Genomic DNA, 23,824 nt, shown 5'->3' on the forward strand with positions numbered 1-23,824 from the left:
GGTAATTCGCACCCCGCTTTTTATTTAGTGATAGGGTTTTTTGGGGTGTTTCGTTTCGGAGTGGGTTTATGACTGCAGGCACTTTGTTGCTGGCTGATGATGGTCGTGTGGTCGCGAGTGTTGATATCGTGTCTGATTACCTTGGCATTACACCTCGGCGGATACAACAGCTTGAAAATTCGCGCGGGAACCTTCGGTTGGAGCGGGGTTTGTACGATTTGAAGGGTGTGGTGCGAGCGTATTGTGATCAACTGGGTTTGATGCTCAGCACGAGTGGTGGAACAAAAAAGGATCGGGATCGGATAGAGCGTGCAAAGGCTGAAATGGCAGAGCTTGATTTGGCCGAACGGGTTGGCGAGTTGGTTCGTGCTGATGCTGTAGCGGATCAGGACTCGCGGATGGCTAGAGAGTTAAGGGACGGGCTGCAAACAATACCTGATCGGGTAGCGGCAATTTTAGCGGCTGAGAGTGATACATCTAAGTGCCATCGAGTACTGGCAAATGAAATTATGTCTTCGTTGGTTAATGTGGTTGAGCATTTAGAGTCGATTGAGGTTGTTGTTGCTACAGAAAACAACGAGGTCGATGTTAAATGCTAACTTCGACACTTGCTAGTTTGCGCCCTGGTTGGTGTTGGGGGTTGCGCCCTGATGAACCATTGACGGTGACTGAGTGGGCGGATAGGCACCGTGTATTGAGTCAGCGTAATGCGGCTGAGGCGGGTAAGTGGCGGACTGAACGGACGCCTTATTTGCAGGCGATTATGAATGACTTAAGTGCTGATTCAGATGTCGAGAGAGTAACGATGATGAAGGGTGCGCAAATTGGCGGCACCGAGTGCGGTAATAATTGGATTGGTTATATTATTTCGCATGCCCCTGGTCCCGCGATGGTCGTACAGCCTACGGTCGATTTGGGTAAGCGTTGGTCGCGTCAACGGTTAGCAGCGATGATTGAGGACATGGATATCCTGCGTCAATCAGTTAAAGAGAGTCGTGCTCGCGACAGTGGAAACACTGTTTTATCGAAAGAATTTCAAGGTGGTATTGTTGTTGTCGCTGGTGCAAATAGTGCGGCTGGTTTGCGCTCGATGCCTGTTAAATATTTAATGCTCGATGAAGTTGACGCCTATCCGCATGATGTCGATGGTGAAGGTGACCCGGTAGAGCTGGCGATCAACCGCACCAAAACATTCTCGCGTCGTAAGATCATCGAAATATCCACGCCGACTACTAAAGGCATCTCGCGTATTGAGAAAAGTTATCAAGCTGGTGACCAGCGAGAATTTCAAGTGCCGTGCCCTCATTGTGGCGAGCGCCAAACTTTATTGATGAAAAACCTACACTGGCAGAAGGATGAAGCGGGCGGGCACTTACCTGAGACGGTCCAGCTAGTTTGTATTCATAACGGTTGTTTGATCGATGAATATCACAAAACAGCGATGTTAGCGGCGGGTGAATGGGTTGTGATGGGCGCGCCAAACGCAAAACATCACAGCTATCAAATCAGCAGTTTATACAGCCCGCTGGGGTGGCAGTCCTGGGCGGAGATAGTCCATAAATTTTTAGAGGCGAAAAACGATGCAAGCTTGCTTAAAACCTTCACCAACACTACCGAGGGGATGCCTTTTGAAGAGCTTGGAGACAAGATTGATCTCAACGAACTGCAATACAGAGCAGAAGACTATCCGGTTCGGGAGTGCCCCAAAGGCGTATTGATATTGACCGCTGGTGTCGATACACAGCCCGATAGATTCGAGATAACAACATGGGGTCATGGTGTAAACCAGCATTTATGGGCGATTGATTACCATGTGATCTGGGGGTCACCATCGCTGGTTGAGACCCGCCAGCAATTGGATGAATATTTGGCGGCTTCATTTCCGCATGCGGCTGGCTGCGAGTTAACAATACAAGCCACAGGCATTGATAGTGGTGGCCACAACACACAGGATATTTACGATTATTGTCGGCACCGTAAATCACGGAGGATATTAGCGACCAAGGGCTACTCAGTGGCAGGCCGTCCAATCATTGGTAAGCCCAGCAAGGTTGATGTCACAGTGCACGGAAAGACGGTAAAAAATGGTGCAGATTTATGGATGGTAGGATCTGACACAGCCAAAAGCTTAATTTATAACCGGTTGACTAACGACAAACCAGCGTTGGCTGGATACGTCCATTTTAGCAAATACCTGCCTGATGCTTTCTACAAGCAGTTAACCGCAGAAAAATTATCAACCCGATATGTGAAAGGCCACCCAAAACTCGAATGGATATTGCCTGCAGGCCGTCGGAATGAAGTGCTCGACTGTACTGTGGGCGCTGTGGCAGCGGCTTATTACCTTGGCCTACATCGCTGGCGTCCAGCTCAGTGGCGCGCTCTGGAAGAGCGGGTGCAGCCTGCTACTCCCGACTTGTTTGCTGCTGATAGCGCGGAAACCGAAGCGTCTACTCCAGAGCCACCACCGCCTATTAAGAAAAAATCAATTAAAAAGCGTCGGCGTGCAGGGCGAAATAGTTTTGTGCATGGAGGTATGAATGGCGGCTAACGACGACCAAGACTTTATTGAAGATGTGGGCGATATGATCAAGCATTTTTCTGGCTTGCAAGGCATGTCAGCATCGAATGCCGAGGCGCTGGCGTCAGCAGTGACAAAAACTATTCGCAATAACTATCAGGGTGAACGAGTCAGTATTAAAAAACAGCCCAGAAAAGACTTGGTCGCCCGCCAAATTAGAATGTTATTTAACGGCAGGAACGCAAAAGAATTAATGGAACGGTATGGTATTAGTCGATCCACTTTATATCGGATTGTGGGTAAGAGATGATTATTTATTGGTTGCGGGGGTCGGCGGCATCGAGCGTGTTATTCAGTTTTTTTAGCTCGAGCAAAATTGCTTTGTTTGTCTTTAAGCCTTCCTCGCTATTATCGGCAATTAGTTTAACTTTTTTCTGGATGCCGCTTACCGCGATTGGCAAGAATATCCACATAATGAAAACGATTAACGCGACTACGAATAAAACTAACCCAAAAGTGCCTGTAAAAATGCCCGCCATAATTTCGTCCTTGTGTAATTTATTGACTTTCAATACTAGCAAGGTTTATCCTGCCCGCGCTAGTGCAAATTCACTAGCCGGAATTAGTACTCCGAATTACACGGGCGTCCAGGCGCTCAATCGTAGCGTCTTTTTTGTGGCCACTTGTTTATGGTGGGCTGTATGGAGGCGCTTCGGCGCGCCGTCCCTCGTGAGCGGTAGTACTAACTCTGTATAGTCCGCCACCTTTATTAGATTAGTACCTGATTGTGGCGGTTCTCAACTACACGAGGATCAAAACCATGTCTCAATCTGTTTATCCGTTTGTCTGCCAAACCAGTACCGAAATAAAAAACCTACTCGCCAAACAAGGCCACCCACGCTGTGCTCAAGTGTTATTTGCGCGTGTGGTTCAAAGCACGTTAATTCGAGAATTTAAAAAAGGAGTTAGAAAATGAATGTATTAACACTCACGCCGCAAGAGTTAGTGAGCGATGAGCTCACCACCACTAGCCTAAAAGTGGCTGAAGTTTTTGGTAAGCAGCATAAAGATGTTCTTAAAAAAATAGGTAATGTCGAATGCAGTAGTGAGTTTAACCGGCGCAATTTTGCGCCCGTTACCTACTTCGACGCTAAAAACGAGGAAAGAAAATCAGTAGAAATGACAAAAGACGGTTTCATATTCCTAGTGATGGGCTTCACCGGCAAAAAAGCGGCTGAAATTAAAGAAAAATACATCGAGGCGTTCAACTGGATGGAAAAGCAGTTAAGCAATACATCGGTGTGCGTACCTGCATCACCACAACACCGAGCCGACCACGTTATATCAGCCAGCCGAACCTTTGGTGGTTTGTTACGCGCTGCAAAAAGCATGGGCATGGATCGGCATCGAGCATTGAATGCCGCCAACGGTGCCACGCATCGCGCCACGGGTATTAACCTGGTTGATGAATTGGGTGCTGCTGATTTGCTCGAAGTGCCGACAACTGCCCTCGGGTCGCCCCGCGATCAACTGCGCATCGCCCTGAGTAAATGGGTATCCGAACAAATCGAGCCTTTCACAATGGATGATGTTATCGAGCAAGGGCTGCACCAAACGTCCGGGACTGTCGGGCGTGCAGAGCGTACATCCATTGGCGTTGTGCTTAAACAATTGGGTTTTGTTCCGCACAAAGTGCGGGTAGGTAATGGCCAGCGGTATTTTTATCGTCGGGTTAATTAATCTCACTTTTGGCAGCGGGTGAGACAATCCCGCTGTATTTTGCCCCTTATCGTTTTTATAACTGTTAAGGGGCAACAATCATGCGTCTATCAATCACCACTTGGCCTGCACTATGTTGCAAGTAATTACGCCACTGCGGGGTGTTGACGCATACGGTAATGGTGCATTTGGTGCGCCGCGTAATGGGTCGCACCCGACACACCGTGGTGTTGATTATGCCGCTGCGGCGGGTAGTCAGGTTTTATCGCCGGTTAAGGGGCGCGTCACAAAGCATGGCTACCCGTATGCGGATGCGCTTGAGTTCCGTTACCTCGAAATTACTGACGGTGCTTTAAATCGCCACCGGTTTTTCTACACCAATCCGATGGTCGAGGTTGGCGAGCTGGTGCACGAGGGCGACATCATCGCCTCAGTTCAGAATATTTCTGGTCGTTATAAATCGTCTAAAAAAAACCCAATGGTGAACCATGTTCATTACGAAATTATTGACGAGCGTGGTATCTATTTAAACCCGGATGAATTCGGTTTATGAGTTTTGACCCAATAAGCGCGTTGTTCGACGTTGGTAAAACCGCTATCGAACGCATTTGGCCTGACCCTATTAAGCGTGCGGAGGAAATTCGCAAGCTTGAGGCGTTAAAGCAAACGGGTGATTTGGCGCAGTTGTCTGCTCATGTGCAGATTATGACAGGGCAAATGAACATTAACGCGAAAGAGGCAGAGCATAAATCAATCTTTGTGGCTGGTTGGCGTCCGTTTATTGGTTGGGTTGGTGGTTTTGCGTTGGGGTATCAGTTTGTTTTTTACCCTATGTTGTTATGGTTTTGGCAGTTGTTTGCTGTCTTTATAGACATTCCAGCCGGTGTTAAACCCCCCCCAGTTTTAGATGGCGCAGAGCTATACACGATTGTGCTGGGTATGCTGGGCATTGGTGCTATGCGTAGTTTTGACAAAAAGAATGGCACTGCTACGCATTCGATTAATGGGCCGCAATAAAAATGTTAAGGAATCCTGAAAACATTAAGTACCTGATAGCGCTTGCAATCGCAATGTTTGGTGCTGCGGTGCATGCGACGAACCAATTGCGACTGGCTCGAAAAAAAGGCGATCTTTTTACCGCCATTGATTTTTTAATTTTGTTTCCAATCGCATTGCTCAGCGGGTTGTTGTTCGGGTTGGCCTCGCAGTTGATATCTGACAATCCGATTCATTTAATGCTGTCGGCTGGCACGGGCGCTTTTTTAGGTATTGCGGGTTTAAATAAAATAGCCGATGTGGTGCTAACAGCGCTGGTACGGGGAAAGTCGAATGGTAGCTCATAGACTTGTTTTAAAAGATCCTGTTGCCTGGGTTAAATCTTTTGTCGCGATGTGTTTGTTAGTGCCTTTGATGGGTGTTGTGGCTTTATCGATTGATGTTGCGCGAGCACAGCTTTTTAACTATTCGCACTGGTTTGACTATTACAGTATTAATCCAGTTGCCCCGCCGTATGAGATAGAAGAGTCATTGCTGTTTGAATCGGACGCGGTAATTCGCCGCCCAATAATGCTCGAATGGAACGATGTTTTATTTTGCGATCTTTATGATGGCTTAGGGTTTCGTTATTTCTCAAGCTATCACTCCAAGCGCCACCAGGTGTCACCCCGTGACCGAATGAAAATTATGTGGGTATATGGTGGCAGCGCTCCAAAAGAATCGGCCAGTTGTTTTTTGCATTCGACTATATCAGGCCGGTTGCAATTCTCCGAAGACAAGGTTCAGGAAATAAAAGGGCCATTGTTTGAAATTGAGCTTAATTAAAAAAGGTAAATCCAAATGAAAGAAAACTGGTTGAACGAAAATCTATGTAGTTTTGATGAAAAAGTCCGAGTCGAACTGGGGCCACAGTTGATCGAACTGCCGTGTACTGAACAGACGTTGAGTGACGAAGTGACTGCGCCTCATTATAAAGAGGGCAGTCCTGATGCGCTAGGTCGGACGATTGTGAAAGGCGAAAAAATGACTTGTGTTGATTGGCGCTCAAAACAGGCACCAAAAGTTTGGAAGATATACCAAAACGTCGACGGGGTTTTTACAAAAATTGACGAAAGCGAGGACAAAGATACTGCCCTCGAAGCTGCCCGAAAAATAGCAAAGGGGATTTAACTATGTTTATTAACGATTCTGTATTAGACAACCTGTCGAGCCTTGCCAGTGCTACCGCGCGTCGGGTTGATATCTGCAACACAGCCGAGCCAACCACCTACACCGAGGCCACGAGCACGAATTCCTGTGGCAATAAAACGGGGCTAACAATGACGGCCTTATCGAATGGTGCTACCGATGGTCGTCGGGTGCAAACGCCTGCGATCACTGACGGTAATGTTACCGCTAGTCAAACTGCAGGGTTTTGGGCGTTAACTGATGCGTCTAGTGTGCTGCATGCGGCGGGTAGTTTGGCATCAGCTCAGGCGGTTACGAGTGGCAATACATTCACGCTGGGTGCCATCTCGATCACGATTCGTGACGCTGCTTAATGCTGATCTTAGTTAACCAGGGTTAAATGTATGGCTAGAAATATAGCAAGGTTAGTCCTACTAATAGCTTTGGTTGTCGGTGTTGGTGCGTCTTGGACTAGCGTTGCCAGAATCAACGCCCACGACATCACCATGCAAGTTGGTGCAGGCGGTGTGCTTGAGCATGTGCCTGCCGGTGGCGTTCCAGCCGCACCTAGTGGTTTGGTAGTTAGCTACTTGTCTACAAGTTCACTGCGGTTGACATGGGTAAATCCAGCAACCGACGAAACCGGAACGCGGGTCTATCGAAGCTTAACAGGGACAGGATCGTGGAGTTTAATAACTACGACAGCAGCAAACGCGACAACTTACGACAACACAGGGCTTACGTCTGCGACTCGATATTATTATTACGTCGATAATATCAACGGCTCGGGTGATTCTACCGACTCAAATATATCAACAGGACTAACGACTGATTTATCAGACACAGTATTAAACGCAAATGGCACTTGGTCGGATGACTTTGATTACGGTGCAGAATGTGCAATGAATGCAGCTACACCGGCAGTTGATTGTAATAGTTTAGCGCCGAATGGAATAGTTTGGTCGGATTATGACTCGGGCAATCCGCTCAACACAGCGGGTTATTATCAGTCAGTTGTAACAGCAGCAGCTAATCCAAATACATTAAGCCCTTACGGTGCTCGATTCTGGAATGATGACGGTACTAATGCTGTAACCCCGAAAGCAAAAATAAATTTAGAAGCAGCAGAACCAGAACTTTGGGTTAGGTGGTACATGCGCTATCAGCCTGGTTTTGCATGGTCTTCGGGTAATCCGAACTATGATAAAACCATCTATTTTTGGGAGAACGGGCCAGGTGGGGTGTCAATATTATTCGAACATGCCAGCGGAACCTTTATGATTTTATCGGGTAGCGGGGCTTTTACAGAAGTTCCCGCTAGTCCAACTATAAGCTGGCAAGATGTCTTCGGAGCAACATCAGACGGACTTTTCCACCTGTTTGAAATGCACGTAAAAATGGACACAGATGGCACAGATGGTATCGCACAAGCATGGATCGACGGCGTTAAAATAATTGATTCGTCAACTGCCGATTTCAACGGAATGCTAGGTATTAAGCGCGGAGATTTCCACAGCAATCAATCTAGTGTATCTAATAGCGGCCCTGAATATATTGATTACTCAGACATGGAATGGAGTATTAACCCATCGCAAATAAGCCCCGACGGTGACCGATGGATTGGGCCAGCTAACAATTATTTGGGGGGTTAGCTGTGACTCAAACTGTATATGTAAACACTGACAATTCATCGTCCGGCGATGGTACAACAAACGAAGTAGATGGTAGCGCTGATAGCGCATGGGTTAACTTACAAGCGGCAATTTCTGACTTACCCGCCACATTTACAGACGATATAGTCATACTTTGTGAGGGCACTGTAGACGATACATCTACGCCCGATTTTGATGGCTATAATATAAATGGCTTTTCTTTAACCGTCATAGGCGATTACTCTGGTTTCGGTTGGAATGCTGATGAATATATTATTTCGTCTACAAATAGCGGTGAGCTTAGTGTAAACACTGATGTAATTATTAAAAATATACAATGTGAAAACACCGGCACAAATAACACACGTTTTGCATTGCAGACTAATTTAGCAGCGTCTGAATCCGTAAGATTTGAAAATAGTATTTTTAGGATAACAGGGACAGGAGGCACTAGTTCTTTTGCTGTAAGTAATGCCGATCCGACAGCAGTCTCGCAGAGAATTTGGGTTAATTGTACATTCATTAATCCGCTGAATGATGCGTTCACCACTGCGGGCAGTACTGATGGCGGTGATGTGCTTTATAATTGTAATGCCCACGACTCTGCATCAGACGGTTTTTTAAATATATCCTCACAAGCGATAATCAAAAATTGTCTTGGATATAACAATACTTCAAAAGATTATTCGGGCGGCGGAGCGCATACTGGCAGTACAACAAACTTGTCGGGTGATGCTAACGCACCAGGCACTAGCGCTATACTTAATGCGTCACTAACTTTTGAAGATGCAGTAAATCAAGATTACAGATTGGTTGTCGGTGATACTGATGCAATTGGAGCCGCAACCGATTTATCGGCAGATGCAATATTTGCGTTTGATTATGATGCGGCAGGTAATACACGATCAAGCTGGGATGTTGGCGCGCATGAATATCAAGCAGCGGGTGATTCTACCCCGCCTGATGTGTCTTTACCAACAGCAACTTCAATCACCAATAATAGCGTAGTCATCGGAGGCACAACCGCGCTCGATCCTGACGGCGTAGTCCATTGCTTAATAGTAGCCGATGGTGACGAAGCAGGGCCAAGCGATGCAGAAATAATCGCAGGTAATTACGCGTCTCAAGTAGCTGTAGCAACTGATTTAACGATCACAGCAGAGGGTAATTTTACATTCGCAGCCGTTACAGGTTTAAGTGGTGCCAGAGCCAAAACAGCCGTTATAGTGCATGTAGATAGCGATGGCAATTACGACTCTGGATCGAGACAGTTTGTAGATTTTACATTGCAATCGGCAACGGTGACTTTTGCCACTGATTTAATTTCGGGTACTGTTGATGGTGTATTATTTGATGATGCGTTGGAGAATTCGCCATCGGTATTATTACCTCTTAATGGATCACCTACAAATGGCTCAGGCGGTTTAGTTGTTGACTTAAATGCCGAGACAGTAACGCATGGACAAGCCATTGAGGGTATAGCAAAAGATAGGGTAAGTAATAACCCGATAGCTTTGCAAGGTACAGTGAGCATCGCGTAATGGGTTGGAATAATCTAGCCAACTGGAATTCGATAGCAAGTGTAACTCAAGCGATAATAAGCGCAGTTAGCTCAAGCCGTGGCGCAGACATTGCGACCGCTAATGAGACATTGACTTTAACGCTGAATGATACTACCGGCGTTACATCGGTTTCCAGCAATGCTGTGGCGTGTACATCGGTCACTATTGTAAACGGCACATCACTCACTTGTGTTTGCCCACTGGAATTCCTTGCCGAGTTCGGCACCAGCGGCGATATCGTCGTCAACAATGGCGTAGATTCTGCCGGCTATAGCGTCACGCTAGAGCCGCCCAGTGGCATGACTGAGTATAACTTTGGTGTGCCTTATGCATCGCTGAACGTTAAAAGTCCCTTCGCAAATGATGCCCGTTTTAATATCATCGCAGTTCCTGATAGCTGTATTTTGTCGCTTACTTCTCCATCAGGCTATCACCCGCGCATGGCGTCTGATGGTCTGATCACACTATATACCGACGGCACATTTTCAACGTCCGTTAATCCTACCGTCACCGAGACCGTTAATTACTTTTTATACGATGCATCGGACAACACAGTTAGCTTAACCATTGAGCAACTAGATTTTGACTCTGTTGTTGATGCACTATCGCCAACGTCTGTCGAATCGGCGTCGGAATCATCCTCGCCCGCAATTAATCAAACCACAATCCTGACTGCCATTGCCGCCCAAAGCGCGGTGGATATTACGGTTCCGTCGTTGGTGCAAGCGCATGTTAATCAGGCAGTTAGTGCCGAGTCTGCTGTGCAGGCCTCTGTACCTAGTTTTAATCAAAATCATAGTCTTAGTGGCGATAATGCGACCAGCGCGAGCGAAAGCTTAGCGGTTTCAATCGGGCAGCGGCACGTGATGCAGAGCACTGGCGCTGAAAGTGCGGCTGAAGGCTCAACCCCAGCGCTCGTGAGTATCGCGGGTGATTCGCTGATAGGGTCTGATATTCAAAGCGGTGCAGAAGTAGGCGCGCCGGTAATTACTCAGCACCATGTTTTAGCGGCTAATGCTATTGAGTCCGGGGCGCAAGCTAGCACTATTAACTTAAATCAATCACATATTTTACTTGGTGTGCAAACTGAAAGTGCCTCCGCCACAACTATTCCTGCTTTTTGGCAGAATCATGTCATAAGTGCCGACGATATCCAGTCGTTATCAACTGTTAGCAGTCCGTCAGTGATTGAGCCAGGTGAGGCCGTTCAAATCATCGGGGGCGATATCGCTATCACCCGACTAATTGCGAGCACGCAAACCATTAATCGCACCATCACTCAAACCGCGAGGTTAAGCTAATGTCCGACAAAATATCCAGCCGTGATATCGGAACGGATCTACAAGTAACCTTTAAAGAAGAGGGGGCGATAGTCGATATATCAGCAGCAACCGCTGTCGAGATAGAGCTAACAAAGCCTGATGGCACAAAAGTGGTAAGAACGGCCAGCCTATTAACCGACGGCACCGATGGTATAGCACATTATGCAACGACTGACGGCGACCGAGAAACATCGGGTGGTGAACTGCAAAAAAAGACCTGGTCCTATTTGGGTATCGCCACTTTCTCGCCCATTCAAAAATTCCACAGCATCGACCCGAAGGAATTTGAAGTCGTTTAAATAATCTCACTTTTGGCAGCAGGTGAGACAATCCGTCGTCATTATGCGCGCATGACGAATGTTTTTGACGCCACCACATCACCCACAACCGAACCGACCCAAATGGTGGCGGGTGATTATACTATCTGGCGCAGAACCGACCTTGGTTTAAATTATTCTCCTACGCTGTATTCCTTAAGTTACGAATTTCGGGCGGAAATAACAGGCCACAAAAAATCCCTGACAGCGACTAGCTCAGGCACTGAATTCTCTATCGAATTATTAAGCGCGGCAAGTTTAGAGTGGGCCACGGGCGTATGGCAGTGGTCGGCCTACATCACTCGCTTATTAGATAGTCAGCGGGTGCAGGTTGACGACGGTGTGACAGTCGTGCTGGCAGATAAAGCCACCGACAATAACGACCCGCGCACTCTGCCTAAAAAGATGCTGGCTGAAATTGAACGGGCAATGCTGCATCGCGCCACCAACACTCAATTAGACACAACATCTTATTCACTAGGGTCGGAGTCGTCAGCCTCACGCGATACTGCGCAATTAATATTGCATCGAACTTATTGGAGGCGTGAATTGGTGACTGCAAACAGGCGGTGGGTGACGCTGAATGGCGGGCGTAACAGCCGGTCGATAAAGGTGCGTTTTAAATGAGCACGAGAAATCAATACAGAACGGTGAATGGAAACCCGTGGAACCATGCGCCTAAAAAACGCAAAGGTTTACTGCCTAAATCATCAGCGACTCGCGGCTTTGCTGCGGCCAAAACTGACGACTTGACGTATAACTTTGCGGGTAGCTATTTATCGGTGAATGAAGAATTACGCCATGGCTTGCGGTCTATTCGTGCAAAGTCTCGCCAGCTTTTTATGGACAACGATTACGCCAAAAAATTTGGGCATATGTGCAAGTCTAATATTGTCGGTGTTAACGGTATTGTCTTGCAGGCCCGCGCGAAAAATAATGGGGTGCTTGATGAACGAGACAACGCTGCCATTGAGGCTGGTTGGAAAGAGTGGTGCAAACCTAAAAACTGCACGACAACCGGACGGCATTCATGGAAAGACGTGCAGAACATTAGCGCCATTAGCGTGCCACGCTGCGGCGAAATTTTAGTTCAATTAATCGATAAGCCATCTCACCCTTTTGGCTTTGTTATCCGGTTATTATCGGCTGATTATCTCGACGAAAACCATAATGTTATTTTGCCCAATGGCAACCGAATTTTAATGGGGGTCGAAGAGGATCGCGACGGGTTGATAGTTGCTTATCACTTGCGTGACCAGTCGGCTGCGTTGTTCAAAACGCACTATCCGACCAAAAATTACAAGCGAGTAAAGGCGGACGATATAGTCCATTTATTTGTTTCTGACTTCCCCGATCAGGCGCGCGGATTGCCTTGGATGCACACGGCTATCCGGCGTTTGAATATGATTGGTGGTTACGAAGAAGCTGAGCTAGTGGCAGCAAGGCTGGGTGCCAGTAAAATGGGATTTTACACCACCGAAAATGGCGGCGAGGTTGATGTTGACGACATGACGCCTGGTGTCGAAGAGGGGCAGGATTCCGACCTAGTTGAAGAAGTTGAGCCGGGCATGTTGCAGCAATTAAACCCCGGCGAGGGTTTTGTGCCGTTCGATCCGCAACACCCAACGTCGGCATTTTCTGACTTTATGAAAGCTGTGTTGCGTGGTGCGGCATCTGGTTTGAATGTCGCTTATAACAGCATTGCGAATGACCTTGAAAATGTCAATTTCTCAAGCATTCGTGCAGGCACTATTGAAGAGCGCGACCACTGGAAGCAAACACAAGGCTGGATGATAGAGCATTTGCATTCACGGGTTTATGAACGCTGGTTGAGTGCAGCGATATTCAAGCAAAAATTACGGCTCCCACTTAAAAAAATTGACGATAAATATATGGATGTCCACTGGCAGGCTCGGGGATGGGCTTGGGTTGATCCGTTAAAGGATTCTAAAGCACATTCTGAAAAAATCGCAGGGGGTCGAGGCACTAGAACTGCAGTGCTAGCGGAAGAAGGTAGGGACTTTAACGAAACAATCGAGACGCTGGCTTATGAAGAAATGATAGCCAAAAAAGCGGGCGTCAATATTAACCCACATCAAGGCATTATGGAGGCACCTAGTGAGCAAGAAACCAGCCAAGATTGAACGACGGAAAAAAGATGACGAGCGGCGTTTTTATCGCTCGTTCGACCTGAAACGCGAAACGATAAATGCCGAGGCTCGCACAGTCGAGCTGGCTTTTTCGTCGGAGACCGAAGCGGTTGAACGCGATTTTGGGATCGAAATATTAGACCACGGTGCGCAATCGATCAGGCTTGGTCGCCTGCAAAATAGCGCGCCGTTACTAGTGGGCCATGACTCTGATGATCACGTCGGGGTTGTGGTTTCTGTCTCTGTTGGGGCTGACCGCGTGGCGCGGGCGGTTGTTCGCTTTGGAAAAAGTGTGCGAGCTGACGAGATTTTTCAAGACGTGATCGACGGTATCCGTCCTAAAGTGAGTGTGGGCTATTTAGCCCATGAGCGCGTCGAAACGGATGAAGGCACCGAGCATAAGCCTGTGATTAGGGTGACTGATTGGGAGCCATACGAAATCAGCATTGTCTCTATTCCCGCCGACGACAGTGTCGGAGTGGGGCGAGCCGCTGAAAACTTAAACAATAGCGAGACTATTATGCCAGAAGAAATAACCCAATCGGTTGGGGAAACAACCGAACGTGCCGCGCCAGCTAATCAGCCGGTTGTGGATGTTACATCTGTTCGTGAAGATGCGCGACGTGATGAAATGGATCGAATTGATACCATTCGTAAAATGGGCGAGAAATTTTCATGTGATGATTTAGCCCGAGCTTTTATTGATACCGGTAAATCTGCCGATGCAATGCGTAATGCTGTGCTCGACCAAATGAGCCAGCGACAAGAAGATGCGGCTGGCCCCGTTCTTGGTTTGACTGGTCAGGAGGTTCGCAATTACTCAGTTATCCGCGCAGTACGCGCAGCCATGCTAGGTGACTGGAAAGACGCTGGGCTTGAGCGTGAATCATCTATCGCGATTGCAGAGCAGCTCGGGCGTGATGCTCGGGGTTTCTTTGTGCCTTTCGAAGTTCAACAGCGTGTTATGACTGCTGGTGTAAATGCGGCGGGTGGTTTTGCTGTTGGCACCGACCATTTGGACGGCTCATTTATTGACCGATTGCGGGCAGAATCATTGCTGGGTCGGTTGGGTGCGCGTTACTTGCCCGGTTTGGTGGGTGATGTTGATATTCCTCGCCTTGATGGTGGTGCGACATTTGGCTGGATTGCAGAAGATGCGGATTCAGGCACTAACGATGGTGTTTTGGGTAGCATCGCGCTATCGCCCAAAACTATCGCTGGTTCTATCCCTATCTCTCGCCGCTTACTCAAGCAGTCGTCCCCTAGTATCGATGCGATGCTAATGCAGGACATGGCCGAGGGCGCTGGTCTGGGTATTGACCTTGCTGGTTTCGAGGGCACGGGTGCTGCAAATCAACCGTCTGGCATTACTGTTACATCGGGTGTGGGTACTTCAACCATCGCATCTCCTGGTGCGCCAACGCATGCCGAGCTGGTTGAGTTCGAAACCGACGTTGCAGCAGCCAACGGGCTGAAAGGTAACTTAGCATACGTTACCACTGCGGGTGTTCGTGGCAGCCTTAAAACCACTGCGAAGGATGCGGGCTCTGGAATTATGCTGATGGAGAACGGTGAAGCGAATGGTTACAAAGCAGAGGTAAGCACTCAGCTTTCAGCCAACCGGATTATTTTCGGTAACTTCAATGATGTCGTCATTGGTTTGTGGGGCGTGCTTGATTTAATGCCAGATCAAGCCACAAAGGCTGCGTCTGGTGGTTTGGTGTTGCGTGCTTTCCAAGACGTTGACATCGGCATTCGTCATGCGGGTTCTTTCAGCATTAATGCTTAATAGCTGACATACGCCCGGCGGCTTTGGCTGCTGGGCATTTCTTAAATCTAATTGGTAGTTAATTATGAAAACAAAAGAAAAAATGCTGTCGATCATCACTATTCGCGGTTGCGTGCTTAACGGGTCGCCAGTTGATCGATATAAAACCTGTAATGTCCCGGCCAGTGAGGCGCGGGTGTTAATTGGTAACGGTAAAGCAGTTTTAAATGACGATGATGGGGTCGAGGCTGTTAAACAGGCTAAGGCTGCTGACGAGTCACTCGCAGAAGCGCGAAAAAAAGCTAAATAATTCAAATGGCAATAGAAACCCCAGCTGATCTAGCGTCCATGATGGACGACCAAGACTTTGCGGACACAGTAACGCTATCCGACGGCTGTACGTTCCTCGCTCAGTTTTATCAGGGATACAGTGAGAGTCTTGACATTAATGGCAGGCGTCCCGCTTTGCTATGCATCACGGCGCAGGTCAGTGGGGTTTCTGTTGGCACTTTGTTAACGGTTAAAGAGCAGAATTATGCGGTCGGTGCTATCGAACAAGGCGACCGAACCAGCCGCTTGTTTCTTGAGAAGCGCACATGACAAACCGAGCGGAAACTATTATGGCAGCTATTGCGCCATTACTCACTGGTTTAACGACCACGGGCGCAAACGTGCAGCGGTCGAGGGCATGGCCGGTTGATGCACTGCCTGCTTTAACTATTCAGCAAGGCAGCAACACGGTCAACGAAGGTGAGGACGAAGTGTTCGGGGCGATCCTGCGCACGCTCGAATTCTCGGTGATAAGTCAAATAAAAGGCATTAGTTTACTCGAGACCCAATTAAATCAAATTGCGGCTGAGGTCTATGCGGCCTTAACCGCCGATCGAAAACTGGGCCTTGCCTATGTATTCGATGTGCGTCTCGTCGGCGATTCCGAGCCAGAGCTAGAAGCAGAGCAAGACGAACCCACAGCCCGCCAAACCATGACCTGGCGCGTGGTGTATGAGCACAGCGAAACATCAACCGAGGTATAGAGATGACTGACAATGTACTGATGACGCACCCCGATGGTGGCGAATGCAAAGCGCATATCTCGCAGGTTGAAAATATGAAAGCAAAAGGCTGGGTCGTAAGCGACGAGGCTGTTAAATCTACTGAAACAGAGGACAACGATAATGGCGAAAGTTAGAGGCCGCGACGGCGTAGTTAAAATTGGGGCCAACACGGTTGGCGCGGTGGTTGGTTTTTCGCTCGAAGAGACTATGGAGCCGATAGACGATACCGAATTAAACAGCGTCGAGATGACACATGTATCGGGTGACACAAGCTGGTCGGCAACGATTGAATGTATGTGGGATAAAGCCGACACAACCGGTCAAGGTGCAATGACTATTGGTGCCTCCGTTGCTTTGATATTGCAGCCGGAAGGTGACACGTCGGGCGATGAAACGCGCAGCGGCACGGCTTCTATCGTTAGCAAGGCATCAGCGAATGCAAAAGGCGAGATGGTATCGCAAAGCTTTTCTCTGCAGGGTAGTGGTGCATTAACTGTTGGTGCTGTTGCATAAATGAATATCGCAGAAATTGGCTCGCGACATTTGTCGGACGCGCTAACCGGCGTGATGGCATCGTGTGATGTGACTGAATGGAAAGACGATGAAGGCAAGCCAGTAAAGCTTTACTGGAAGCCAATGACCGGTGTAGAGCAGCGCAAAATTGACCGAGGGCAGAGCGAGGTCGACCGAATATGTCTGACAGTTAAGCACCGGGCGCGTGATGCCGATGGCCAGTTGGTTTTTGCAAAAGTAGGCTTAACCAGTTTAGCCACGGATTACGACTACGATGTTATCCGAGCCATTGCTTTCATCATTGCGGGAAATTTGGGGCAAGGCGCTGACGAAAAACAGGCGGCTGCCGAAAAGGAATGAGGGCGGATGCTGGATTATTTATGGCCTACGAGTACGGCGCTCAGTTCGGCCTACCAGTGTCCGATGTTTTAAAGCTGCCGGTTGATGAATACACAACTGGGCTAGTGGCGTACCGAAAAATACGGGGCGAATTGGTGGAAGATAATGGCTATTAGCACGCAAGAGACTCGCTTTTTGCTCACCGCAAAAGACCGGACAAAAGTAGCATTTAAAAATGCAAAGCTGAATTTTAAAGAACTGGGTAAATCGGTAACGGGTGTTCACGCAAAGCTATTGGGTTTGGCGGGCATTGGTGGTTTTGGGGCATTGCTGGGTGGCATAGTGTCAACCAACACAGAGATGCAAACCCTAAAAGCCAGTTTAAAAACCGTCACAGGCAGTGCTGATGCTGCATCGAAAGCTTTTAGCAAAATCGAAAAATTCGCAATCACCACGCCATTCGATTTAAACCAATGGACAGAGGCGTTTATAAAAATGAAGGCGCTGGGGTTAGATCCATCCGAAGCGGCGCTAACGTCCTACGGCAACACCGCGTCGGCAATGGGTAAGGACTTAAACCAAATGATCGAGGCAGTAGCTGATGCCGCCACAGGTGAGTTCGAGCGGTTAAAAGAATTTGGCATAAAAGCAAAATCACAAGGCGATCAGGTGTCGTTTACCTTTCAGGGTGTGACCACCACAGTCAAAAAGAATGCGGCTGAAATAACAGGGTATTTGAAGTCAATAGGCAACGAAAATTTTGGTGGCGCTATGAACGACCAAATGAACAACCTGAAGCCTGCTTTTTCAAATTTATCACAAGCGTTTCAGAAACTAGCGGTATCCATTGGTGAGGCTGGGTTGAATGAAATGATCACTGGTATGGCGACTAGTATGACGGCCTTTGTCAATAGTTTTAGTGATACTCAGTTGCATACTTTGCTCGGATTTTTTAAGTCTATCGGAAGTGGGCTTTCGTACATCGGCGATTTAATTAGTCTTATTACGGATGGTTGGGGTCGACTCATCGCATTAGGTGGTGGTGTACTTGATGGATTAATGGGCTCAGGTAGTAATTTCTCAACCAGTGGCGCAGCGGTTTCTGGATACCAACCAGGTGACTTTAATCGTTCCAATGGCAATGCCGATTACCTAAAAACACTACGGGGATTAGAATCGAAATATGGCCAAAAAACAGCGGATGGAGTAGCAACAACCAATAATTTATTGAAAGAAATGACAGGCGTTCTAAAAAATCAATCAAACGTGGCGGTGGCGGGTTAAAGCATGGCTGTAAAAATAGACTTAAAGAAAGGTGCTGTTATTACGTTTGATAAAAATGGAAAGCGAATCGAACGCACGGCCTTGGTGAGTGGTGTGACAGGCGATCTAAACGCCGCATTAGAAGCCGCAATGAATGACGGGTCACTGCCGAATTATGGCGATGGTTATCCGACAGATACAAGTATTACGTTAAACAACATTAAAGTTGACCCAGCAGGTGCCAATCAATATTGGGCGCAGTTAAGCTACTATAAGGACCCGTCGGTAGCTACTACGTCTGCAACAGCCACGGCCACCGTTACAGCGCAAACATCTACCGAGCAAGTCAAAGTAGATCTAGCGGGGAACCCGTTGCAAACCGATTATTATATTCCGTCAGGCGGTGGCTTCGCTCATGTCTATCCGGTTTTTATTGCCGAGGTGGAAAAGCTTAGGCTGACATTCAGTTTTGAATACACCAGCTCTGTTTATCCTGGCGCTGATATTGCTAGCTACGGCGAAAAAATTAATAGTGTGGCATGGAACGGCTTTGCTATTGGATCCATATTATGTGTTGGAATTAATGCAGTTCAAAAAGGTGCGGTTTGGAATATAAAATACGTTTTCGCCTATAAACCCGACCTTTGGTTGTTTGCGCCAAAAATAGGGCACAACACTGCAAACGTAACTGTAGGAGACGATGCTAATTTAAACCTGACCACCGGCATCCGAAATTTCACTATATACGGCTCTGTCGACTTTACCCCGCTCGGTTTTACCCTGTAATGACTAATAGATTCGAGGTTAAAGGGCTAGACAAAGGCGAGATAATCCGAGGTGAATTAATCACCAGCCACGCCGACGCAATAAACCGTAATACAGTCGCCGTGGCAGCGCCCCGCCAAATCGATGGTCCCGGCGATGACATGAGCGATGACGCTAGTGCAGGCGCTATCGGCAACGAAACTTTTGCGTGCACAGTTACCGAGTCAGACATTATTGCAACCGATAGCAATAGCGATACGACAACACTCAAGCGAGTAGACACCCTCAGTTGTGTAGAAAACACAACCGGTCGAATAATGACATTTAACGTCACTTATCCCGCATGACCCGCACAGGGTTATTTAGAAGAGCAGTGGCGACCCAAATAACTGCGGTTATCACAGGCACAGTGCTATCAACAATAAATGAGGCCGATATTGTCGCCGGTGGCCAAACAATAATTATCACATTAACCGGTGATACGTGGTTGGCTGCAGGTACTGGCCCAATAGGGACAACAGCCCAAACCAATGCTATATTGGCTGGTATTGACTCAGCTCAATTAGAGGGTACGGGTTGGGATGCAGAAGTAAAAGCAAACTTCACATCGACTGATCTTGTTAGAACGAGTGCAACAGTAGCAACTGTGACATTGGGTGCCGAGGCTAGCTACGACATAACTGCAACAGAAACAATTACAGTAACCATACCGTCGGCGGCGCTTGTAAATAGCTTAATTGATGTTATCGCTACACCTACTTTCACAATCGATGATGGAGGCTGTGCTGGCGTTATGGTTGGAACTTATTTGGGTACTAGCGCCTTCAATACTTCTAATCGATCATATACTCGATACAATTGGATCTCGGCAACACCGACGGATTTATCAAGTTCTACCGGAATATTTTGTACTGATAACTCTGGCTCGATACTAAATGTGGATTTATCAGACCTACTATTTGAGTTTACGAATACGGGGGGCGGATCTGTTTTATTTGCTTTTTACAACAATACAGGCGGATCAAGTATCATTGAAAGGATTGATAACAGTGATTTCTATTTTCAGCTTGAGCCAGATTTTGATGCTATTTCACTGACCTTTCCGACCGGCTCAACGGCTCCATTGCATCCAAATCAAGATTTATATCTACATACTCTATAGCTCATTACTGCGATCAATGTTCGAAGGCTGCACCGACTTAGAAACAATTGCTGCTATAGACACAACCGCAACACTCGCCTCAAATTCAGATATGTTTGATTTTATTACTTCGCTAACCTCGCCAAACTCTGGAGAGCAAACCAGTATTCGCAGCGCCTCTGGTTTTGATTTTAATTAAAAATTTTTAAAACAGTATCACAGCGGCAAGAGTTTTTGTGCCCCAATTGCGCCCCAAAAGGTTCAGATAGGGTGTTTTTATGATGTTTATGTCTATATAAATCAACAGTTTTAAAGTGATTCAAGTGCACCAAAAAACTTAAAATCCCTCGGTAGAAATACCGTGCCGGTTCGACTCCGGCCCCGGGCACCATTTTTAATATATATATCAGCAACTTAAAGGCATTAGAAGTATCCACATAGTTGCTTTATTTTTTTTGTGCCCCACTGAGTTCCCCAAATTTCTCAGCTAGTTCCATAAGATTTTCGTCTAGTAGGTGAGCATATCGATTTGTCATTTGCACTGAGCTGTGTCCCATTGCTTTCCCGACATGCTGTAATCCTGCCCCGTTTTGAACTAAAAATGATGCGTAGGAGTGTCTTAGATCGTGGAACCTTATGTGTGTTAAGTTCAATTCCTTCCTGGCGGCTTCAAATTCGTTTCTGAGGGTTTGGTTGTATGATTTATCGAGTGGCCAATGATATTTGCCGAATAATTGCCTTACCGGTGACGGAATCGGCACTAGTCGGGGTCGGCCAGTTTTTGTGTCTGTGTTTAGTGCTATCCATTTCTTATCTATTATTTTATCTTCAGTTAGCGTTAGCAGTTCGGTTCGTCTTAGGCCAGTCATGGCGGCAATTAAAATTAGTGCGCCGGTTATTGGGCACAAGTCAGCTAGGTTTTCTATCTGTTGGATTGATAGGTAGAAATGCCGCTCAGTTTCGCCTGAGAGCAGCTTTATCCTTGCGCCTATCTGTGTGTCTATCCAGCCCCATTCAAAAGCTAGGTTGGCTAGTCGTCGAAGTAGGGCTAGGCGTCTATTGATGGTTGCTGGTTTTAGTCCTTGCGCGAGCATGTCTCTTTTAATTTTGGCTTGAACTAATCCGATTGATTCGAATGTTTGCCCGGCTATGTATGGACGGATAGCTTTTGATTTTGAGATAATGCCTTTGTAGTCTTTTAGGGTTTTGGCTTCGCTTTTTAGATATTCAGTTAGTGCGTGTTCGATACCAGCGTTAGGGATTTGTTGTTTTTTGATTTCTTGTCGAACTTGGGCTTCCATTTCTCTAGCTTCTCGCTGAGTCCCAGCAGTTCGTCTAATTCTAATGCCAAGGGCGCGGTCACGGACATCGATTTGCCATTTGTCGCCGCGCTTTCTGATTGACATGTCTGGCCCTCCATGAATTTTGTTAGTGACACCGGATTTATTCTGCGGCCTCGCTTTGATTTGGTGACTTGTACCACAGCTAATCTTCCATCGTCAATTAGGCTATGAACAGTTCGCGAGCAAACTGATAGTCTATTGGCGGTTTCTGCTATGGTTAAAAGCTTCATTTTTAGTGATGGGTGCCTGTGATCGCTTCGAGTGGGCTGCGAATATTATTCGTGCCGTTGCTCATTACATGCAGATAGATTTGCGTTGTTGTAATGTCTTTGTGCCCGAGTAGTTCTTGGACTGTGCGAATGTCGTACCCGTCCTCGAGTAAGTGCGTTGCAAAGCTGTGCCTGAATGTGTGTGATGTATAGTGTTTGTTTATTTTGGCTTTTGCTTTTGAGGCTTTCAGTGCTTTGGTGACGCATGACGGGTGTGTGTGGTGGCGTCTGATTTCACCAGTGCGAGGGCAGGGCCCGACGTTGGCCGATGGAAATAGATATTGCCATGCGGTCTGCTTGCTTGCATTAGGGTATTTTCGTTCGAGTGCGTGTGGTAGGTAGACGCAGCCGTAACCGTTTTCGATGTCGATTAAGTGTTGGCGTTCGACTCGTTTTGTTTGCGCTTGCAGGTCGGGGATAAGGCTGGGCGGTAAAAGTGTTATTCGATCTTTGTTGCCTTTGCCCTGGCGCACGATAATTTGGTTTCTGTCTATGTCGATGTCTTTGATGCGCAGCGATAGACATTCACTCATTCGGAGGCCTGATCCATAGCATAGCGAAGCGATCATCCAGTATATGTTTTTCATGTTTGCGAGTACGCGTTGCATTTCGGCCTTAGATAGCACTACTGGCAGTTTTGGTTGTCTGGCTGTTTTAACAAAACTACCGATATTGCCTAGCGTTTTTTCGATTACTTCTTTGTACAAAAAAGCGAGAGCACAAAGCGCCTGGTGCTGTGTCGATACTGCGACGTTTTTATTGACAGCTAGATGTGTTAAAAATCCGCGTGCTTTTTGTTCGCTTGTGCCGTTTGAGTATTTTGATAAATACTGCATGTATGACTTTATCCAGTGCAAATAGGCTTTTTCAGTTTGAATACTCATGTGCTTGAATCGCATTACGTTTTTTGATTTGTCAAGTGTTTGCAGTGTATTCATAGTTTTTAATTTCCTTATTTTACCTTTTGCTTGATAGTCACTTGTTATGCATCAGGATGGTTATGACTATTGATCCAGTTTTGGAGAATGATTTCTATCACGATGGCAGAGGCCCAGAGCTTCAGAAAGTACGATGGAAATCGAATGGAGTAGTACTTGTTGGCTTTGAGTATTTTAACCCAGATGATGAATACACTCCCGACAATTTAAAGCACTTAACCTTCGACAGTGTTGAGGCGTACAGCATGTCCTCAGATGAAGTGCACGGTAATATTCTAGCAACAGGTGACAGTAAGGCAGCCATCTTTGAGGTCAAAGATTCCGAGTGGCTAGCTTCGTTCAATCAAGCACATTTATCAGAATGTAAGCATTACCAAATTATGTTTCACGATGAAATATATGATGTTATCTGCAAGCAAATTATAGTAGGTACGGGGCAACTAAATGCATAACAAGTCAAAGCACGCGGACATGGTAAAGCTGTCACCTTTTTTGTCCCAAAAAAGCCGCCAACTTCACCATGCCGGTGTTTGAGGCGTTATAAACCTAGTCAGCCAGTAGCGCCCTTTGCAGATCTTCAATAACCGTCTCAATCGCGCTATATGCTTCCTCTGTGCAATCCTCCTGCTGAATTGTCTGCAATAAATCTTCGCAGCCAAAAACAACATCTTTAATATCCGTAGGCGGAGTCAAATCGCGGAGAAAGTCACCCAAGTTCCGCGCCCTAAAGCCTGCCAGGTCAACACCGTCTACCCTCTTTCCGTTCTCTAAAATGTCAACGGTTGTCAAGTTTTCTTCAATTTGCACCCTGAGCTGTCTCATGTCTTTTTCAGCCCAAAGATTTAAACACCCTCTTCTCATTTTCCTGTCCTCGGTCGGTTTATAACAAATTAAAGCAGCGGATCGTCATTACGCTGCGCTTCATTCCTCACGCGCTGTTTAAAGCGGTTATGTGTATAGGGTCAACTCGCACTTTATGCACTTTTTGCAAGCTGTGCCAAGAGTCTTACTGCCTCTGCACACT

General features: G+C 47.0%; 35 protein-coding genes and 1 pseudogene. 31 read left to right on the top strand and 5 right to left on the bottom strand.

Translation table 11 applies throughout. The features are described 5' to 3' along the window. Positions 1 to 68 precede the first annotated feature (68 nt). The 3 genes from Q0688_RS14075 to Q0688_RS14085 are packed head-to-tail and all read left to right on the top strand — an operon-like array spanning position 69 to position 2,831. Positions 69 to 599, top strand: coding sequence for a hypothetical protein (locus Q0688_RS14075; protein ID WP_299077873.1), 531 nt, complete (start codon positions 69 to 71; stop codon positions 597 to 599). Next, positions 593 to 2,551: a phage terminase large subunit family protein gene (locus Q0688_RS14080; protein WP_299077876.1), complete on the top strand. Its 1,959-nt coding sequence runs from the start codon at positions 593 to 595 to the stop codon at positions 2,549 to 2,551. The genes Q0688_RS14075 and Q0688_RS14080 overlap by 7 nt, the downstream gene beginning before the upstream one ends. Then, on the top strand, positions 2,541 to 2,831 hold the full coding sequence (locus Q0688_RS14085; protein WP_299077879.1) for a Mor transcription activator family protein: 291 nt from the start codon (positions 2,541 to 2,543) through the stop codon (positions 2,829 to 2,831). Before Q0688_RS14080 ends, Q0688_RS14085 begins: the two co-directional genes overlap by 11 nt. A gap of 4 nt (positions 2,832 to 2,835) precedes the next feature. Here the strand turns inward: Q0688_RS14085 and Q0688_RS14090 are convergent, their stop codons facing one another. Next, a complete protein-coding gene (locus Q0688_RS14090) occupies positions 2,836 to 3,060 on the bottom strand; it encodes a hypothetical protein (RefSeq protein WP_299077882.1) in 225 nt (74 codons plus the stop codon). 281 nt (positions 3,061 to 3,341) lie between these two features. On the opposite strand from Q0688_RS14090, the gene Q0688_RS14095 reads away from it, so the two are divergent. The 27 genes from Q0688_RS14095 (at position 3,342) to Q0688_RS14225 (ending at position 20,449) form a co-directional block, all read left to right on the top strand. Continuing rightward, on the top strand, positions 3,342 to 3,497 hold the full coding sequence (locus tag Q0688_RS14095; RefSeq protein ID WP_299077885.1) for a hypothetical protein: 156 nt from the start codon (positions 3,342 to 3,344) through the stop codon (positions 3,495 to 3,497). Next, complete coding sequence (locus Q0688_RS14100; RefSeq protein WP_299077888.1) at positions 3,494 to 4,261, top strand: Rha family transcriptional regulator; 768 nt, start codon at positions 3,494 to 3,496, stop codon at positions 4,259 to 4,261. The genes Q0688_RS14095 and Q0688_RS14100 overlap by 4 nt, the downstream gene beginning before the upstream one ends. Positions 4,262 to 4,373: 112 nt before the next feature. Beyond that, entirely contained in the window at positions 4,374 to 4,793 is a 420-nt protein-coding gene (locus tag Q0688_RS14105; RefSeq protein WP_299077891.1) for a M23 family metallopeptidase, read from the top strand. Then, positions 4,790 to 5,257 (top strand): holin family protein, encoded by a 468-nt coding sequence (locus Q0688_RS14110; protein WP_299077893.1) that lies wholly within the window; start codon positions 4,790 to 4,792, stop codon positions 5,255 to 5,257. Before Q0688_RS14105 ends, Q0688_RS14110 begins: the two co-directional genes overlap by 4 nt. Positions 5,258 to 5,259: 2 nt before the next feature. Beyond that, the gene (locus tag Q0688_RS14115) at positions 5,260 to 5,583 is read left to right on the top strand and encodes a hypothetical protein (RefSeq protein ID WP_299077895.1); all 324 of its coding nucleotides are present in this window, start codon (positions 5,260 to 5,262) and stop codon (positions 5,581 to 5,583) included. Next, on the top strand, positions 5,570 to 6,061 hold the full coding sequence (locus Q0688_RS14120) for a hypothetical protein (RefSeq protein ID WP_299077898.1): 492 nt from the start codon (positions 5,570 to 5,572) through the stop codon (positions 6,059 to 6,061). The genes Q0688_RS14115 and Q0688_RS14120 overlap by 14 nt, the downstream gene beginning before the upstream one ends. 15 nt (positions 6,062 to 6,076) lie before the next feature. Continuing rightward, entirely contained in the window at positions 6,077 to 6,406 is a 330-nt protein-coding gene (locus Q0688_RS14125) for a hypothetical protein (protein WP_299077900.1), read from the top strand. 2 nt (positions 6,407 to 6,408) lie between these two features. Further along, a complete protein-coding gene (locus tag Q0688_RS14130) occupies positions 6,409 to 6,777 on the top strand; it encodes a hypothetical protein (protein ID WP_299077903.1) in 369 nt (122 codons plus the stop codon). Between the two features lie 30 nt (positions 6,778 to 6,807). Next, positions 6,808 to 8,055, top strand: a complete 1,248-nt coding sequence (locus tag Q0688_RS14135; RefSeq protein ID WP_299077906.1) for a fibronectin type III domain-containing protein — start codon at positions 6,808 to 6,810, stop codon at positions 8,053 to 8,055. 2 nt (positions 8,056 to 8,057) lie between these two features. Continuing rightward, on the top strand, positions 8,058 to 9,596 hold the full coding sequence (locus Q0688_RS14140) for a hypothetical protein (protein ID WP_299077909.1): 1,539 nt from the start codon (positions 8,058 to 8,060) through the stop codon (positions 9,594 to 9,596). Further along, a complete protein-coding gene (locus Q0688_RS14145; protein ID WP_299077911.1) occupies positions 9,596 to 10,918 on the top strand; it encodes a hypothetical protein in 1,323 nt (440 codons plus the stop codon). The genes Q0688_RS14140 and Q0688_RS14145 overlap by 1 nt, the downstream gene beginning before the upstream one ends. Next, positions 10,918 to 11,238: a hypothetical protein gene (locus Q0688_RS14150; RefSeq protein WP_299077914.1), complete on the top strand. Its 321-nt coding sequence runs from the start codon at positions 10,918 to 10,920 to the stop codon at positions 11,236 to 11,238. The genes Q0688_RS14145 and Q0688_RS14150 overlap by 1 nt, the downstream gene beginning before the upstream one ends. A gap of 51 nt (positions 11,239 to 11,289) precedes the next feature. Beyond that, the gene (locus tag Q0688_RS14155) at positions 11,290 to 11,883 is read left to right on the top strand and encodes a hypothetical protein (RefSeq protein ID WP_299077917.1); all 594 of its coding nucleotides are present in this window, start codon (positions 11,290 to 11,292) and stop codon (positions 11,881 to 11,883) included. Beyond that, positions 11,880 to 13,400: a phage portal protein gene (locus Q0688_RS14160; RefSeq protein ID WP_299077919.1), complete on the top strand. Its 1,521-nt coding sequence runs from the start codon at positions 11,880 to 11,882 to the stop codon at positions 13,398 to 13,400. Before Q0688_RS14155 ends, Q0688_RS14160 begins: the two co-directional genes overlap by 4 nt. Continuing rightward, the gene (locus tag Q0688_RS14165) at positions 13,375 to 15,195 is read left to right on the top strand and encodes a phage major capsid protein (protein ID WP_299077921.1); all 1,821 of its coding nucleotides are present in this window, start codon (positions 13,375 to 13,377) and stop codon (positions 15,193 to 15,195) included. The genes Q0688_RS14160 and Q0688_RS14165 overlap by 26 nt, the downstream gene beginning before the upstream one ends. Before the next feature lie 64 nt (positions 15,196 to 15,259). Beyond that, complete coding sequence (locus Q0688_RS14170; protein ID WP_299077923.1) at positions 15,260 to 15,484, top strand: hypothetical protein; 225 nt, start codon at positions 15,260 to 15,262, stop codon at positions 15,482 to 15,484. A 5-nt stretch (positions 15,485 to 15,489) separates the two neighbouring features. Further along, the gene (locus Q0688_RS14175; protein WP_299077926.1) at positions 15,490 to 15,774 is read left to right on the top strand and encodes a hypothetical protein; all 285 of its coding nucleotides are present in this window, start codon (positions 15,490 to 15,492) and stop codon (positions 15,772 to 15,774) included. Beyond that, positions 15,771 to 16,208, top strand: a complete 438-nt coding sequence (locus tag Q0688_RS14180) for a hypothetical protein (protein ID WP_299077929.1) — start codon at positions 15,771 to 15,773, stop codon at positions 16,206 to 16,208. Before Q0688_RS14175 ends, Q0688_RS14180 begins: the two co-directional genes overlap by 4 nt. Before the next feature lie 2 nt (positions 16,209 to 16,210). After that, positions 16,211 to 16,363, top strand: coding sequence for a hypothetical protein (locus Q0688_RS14185; RefSeq protein ID WP_299077932.1), 153 nt, complete (start codon positions 16,211 to 16,213; stop codon positions 16,361 to 16,363). Beyond that, positions 16,350 to 16,742: a hypothetical protein gene (locus Q0688_RS14190; protein WP_299077935.1), complete on the top strand. Its 393-nt coding sequence runs from the start codon at positions 16,350 to 16,352 to the stop codon at positions 16,740 to 16,742. Before Q0688_RS14185 ends, Q0688_RS14190 begins: the two co-directional genes overlap by 14 nt. Next, complete coding sequence (locus tag Q0688_RS14195; RefSeq protein ID WP_299077937.1) at positions 16,743 to 17,102, top strand: hypothetical protein; 360 nt, start codon at positions 16,743 to 16,745, stop codon at positions 17,100 to 17,102. A gap of 20 nt (positions 17,103 to 17,122) precedes the next feature. After that, positions 17,123 to 17,257 (top strand): hypothetical protein, encoded by a 135-nt coding sequence (locus Q0688_RS14200; RefSeq protein WP_299077940.1) that lies wholly within the window; start codon positions 17,123 to 17,125, stop codon positions 17,255 to 17,257. Then, entirely contained in the window at positions 17,247 to 18,365 is a 1,119-nt protein-coding gene (locus Q0688_RS14205; RefSeq protein WP_299077943.1) for a tape measure protein, read from the top strand. Before Q0688_RS14200 ends, Q0688_RS14205 begins: the two co-directional genes overlap by 11 nt. Positions 18,366 to 18,368: 3 nt before the next feature. Then, a complete protein-coding gene (locus Q0688_RS14210) occupies positions 18,369 to 19,130 on the top strand; it encodes a hypothetical protein (protein ID WP_299077946.1) in 762 nt (253 codons plus the stop codon). Continuing rightward, complete coding sequence (locus tag Q0688_RS14215; RefSeq protein ID WP_299077949.1) at positions 19,130 to 19,456, top strand: hypothetical protein; 327 nt, start codon at positions 19,130 to 19,132, stop codon at positions 19,454 to 19,456. Before Q0688_RS14210 ends, Q0688_RS14215 begins: the two co-directional genes overlap by 1 nt. A gap of 26 nt (positions 19,457 to 19,482) precedes the next feature. Further along, positions 19,483 to 20,271, top strand: coding sequence for a hypothetical protein (locus Q0688_RS14220; protein WP_299077952.1), 789 nt, complete (start codon positions 19,483 to 19,485; stop codon positions 20,269 to 20,271). Positions 20,272 to 20,287: 16 nt separating this feature from the next. Beyond that, positions 20,288 to 20,449 carry a hypothetical protein gene (locus tag Q0688_RS14225; RefSeq protein ID WP_299077954.1) on the top strand — a complete coding sequence of 54 codons (162 nt, stop codon included), beginning with the start codon at positions 20,288 to 20,290 and terminating at the stop codon, positions 20,447 to 20,449. Between the two features lie 247 nt (positions 20,450 to 20,696). Here Q0688_RS14225 and Q0688_RS14230 read toward each other — a convergent pair whose 3' ends face one another. The 3 genes and pseudogenes from Q0688_RS14230 to Q0688_RS14235 form a co-directional block, all read right to left on the bottom strand. Further along, complete coding sequence (locus tag Q0688_RS14230; RefSeq protein WP_299077957.1) at positions 20,697 to 21,656, bottom strand: site-specific integrase; 960 nt, start codon at positions 21,654 to 21,656, stop codon at positions 20,697 to 20,699. Between the two features lie 14 nt (positions 21,657 to 21,670). Next, a pseudogene (locus tag Q0688_RS27655) lies at positions 21,671 to 21,823 on the bottom strand (helix-turn-helix domain-containing protein); the annotation flags it as partial. A 2-nt stretch (positions 21,824 to 21,825) separates the two neighbouring features. Continuing rightward, the gene (locus tag Q0688_RS14235; protein ID WP_299077960.1) at positions 21,826 to 22,800 is read right to left on the bottom strand and encodes an integron integrase; all 975 of its coding nucleotides are present in this window, start codon (positions 22,798 to 22,800) and stop codon (positions 21,826 to 21,828) included. 62 nt (positions 22,801 to 22,862) lie between these two features. Between Q0688_RS14235 and Q0688_RS14240 the strand changes: the two genes are divergently transcribed. After that, positions 22,863 to 23,252 carry a hypothetical protein gene (locus Q0688_RS14240; protein WP_299077963.1) on the top strand — a complete coding sequence of 130 codons (390 nt, stop codon included), beginning with the start codon at positions 22,863 to 22,865 and terminating at the stop codon, positions 23,250 to 23,252. Positions 23,253 to 23,346: 94 nt separating this feature from the next. On the opposite strand, the gene Q0688_RS14245 is transcribed toward Q0688_RS14240, so the two are convergent. Then, the gene (locus tag Q0688_RS14245) at positions 23,347 to 23,661 is read right to left on the bottom strand and encodes a hypothetical protein (RefSeq protein ID WP_299077966.1); all 315 of its coding nucleotides are present in this window, start codon (positions 23,659 to 23,661) and stop codon (positions 23,347 to 23,349) included. Positions 23,662 to 23,824: the final 163 nt, after the last annotated feature.

Origin of the sequence: uncultured Paraglaciecola sp., assembly GCF_937123705.1 — a bacterium.
Classification (GTDB): Bacteria; Pseudomonadota; Gammaproteobacteria; order Enterobacterales; family Alteromonadaceae; genus Paraglaciecola.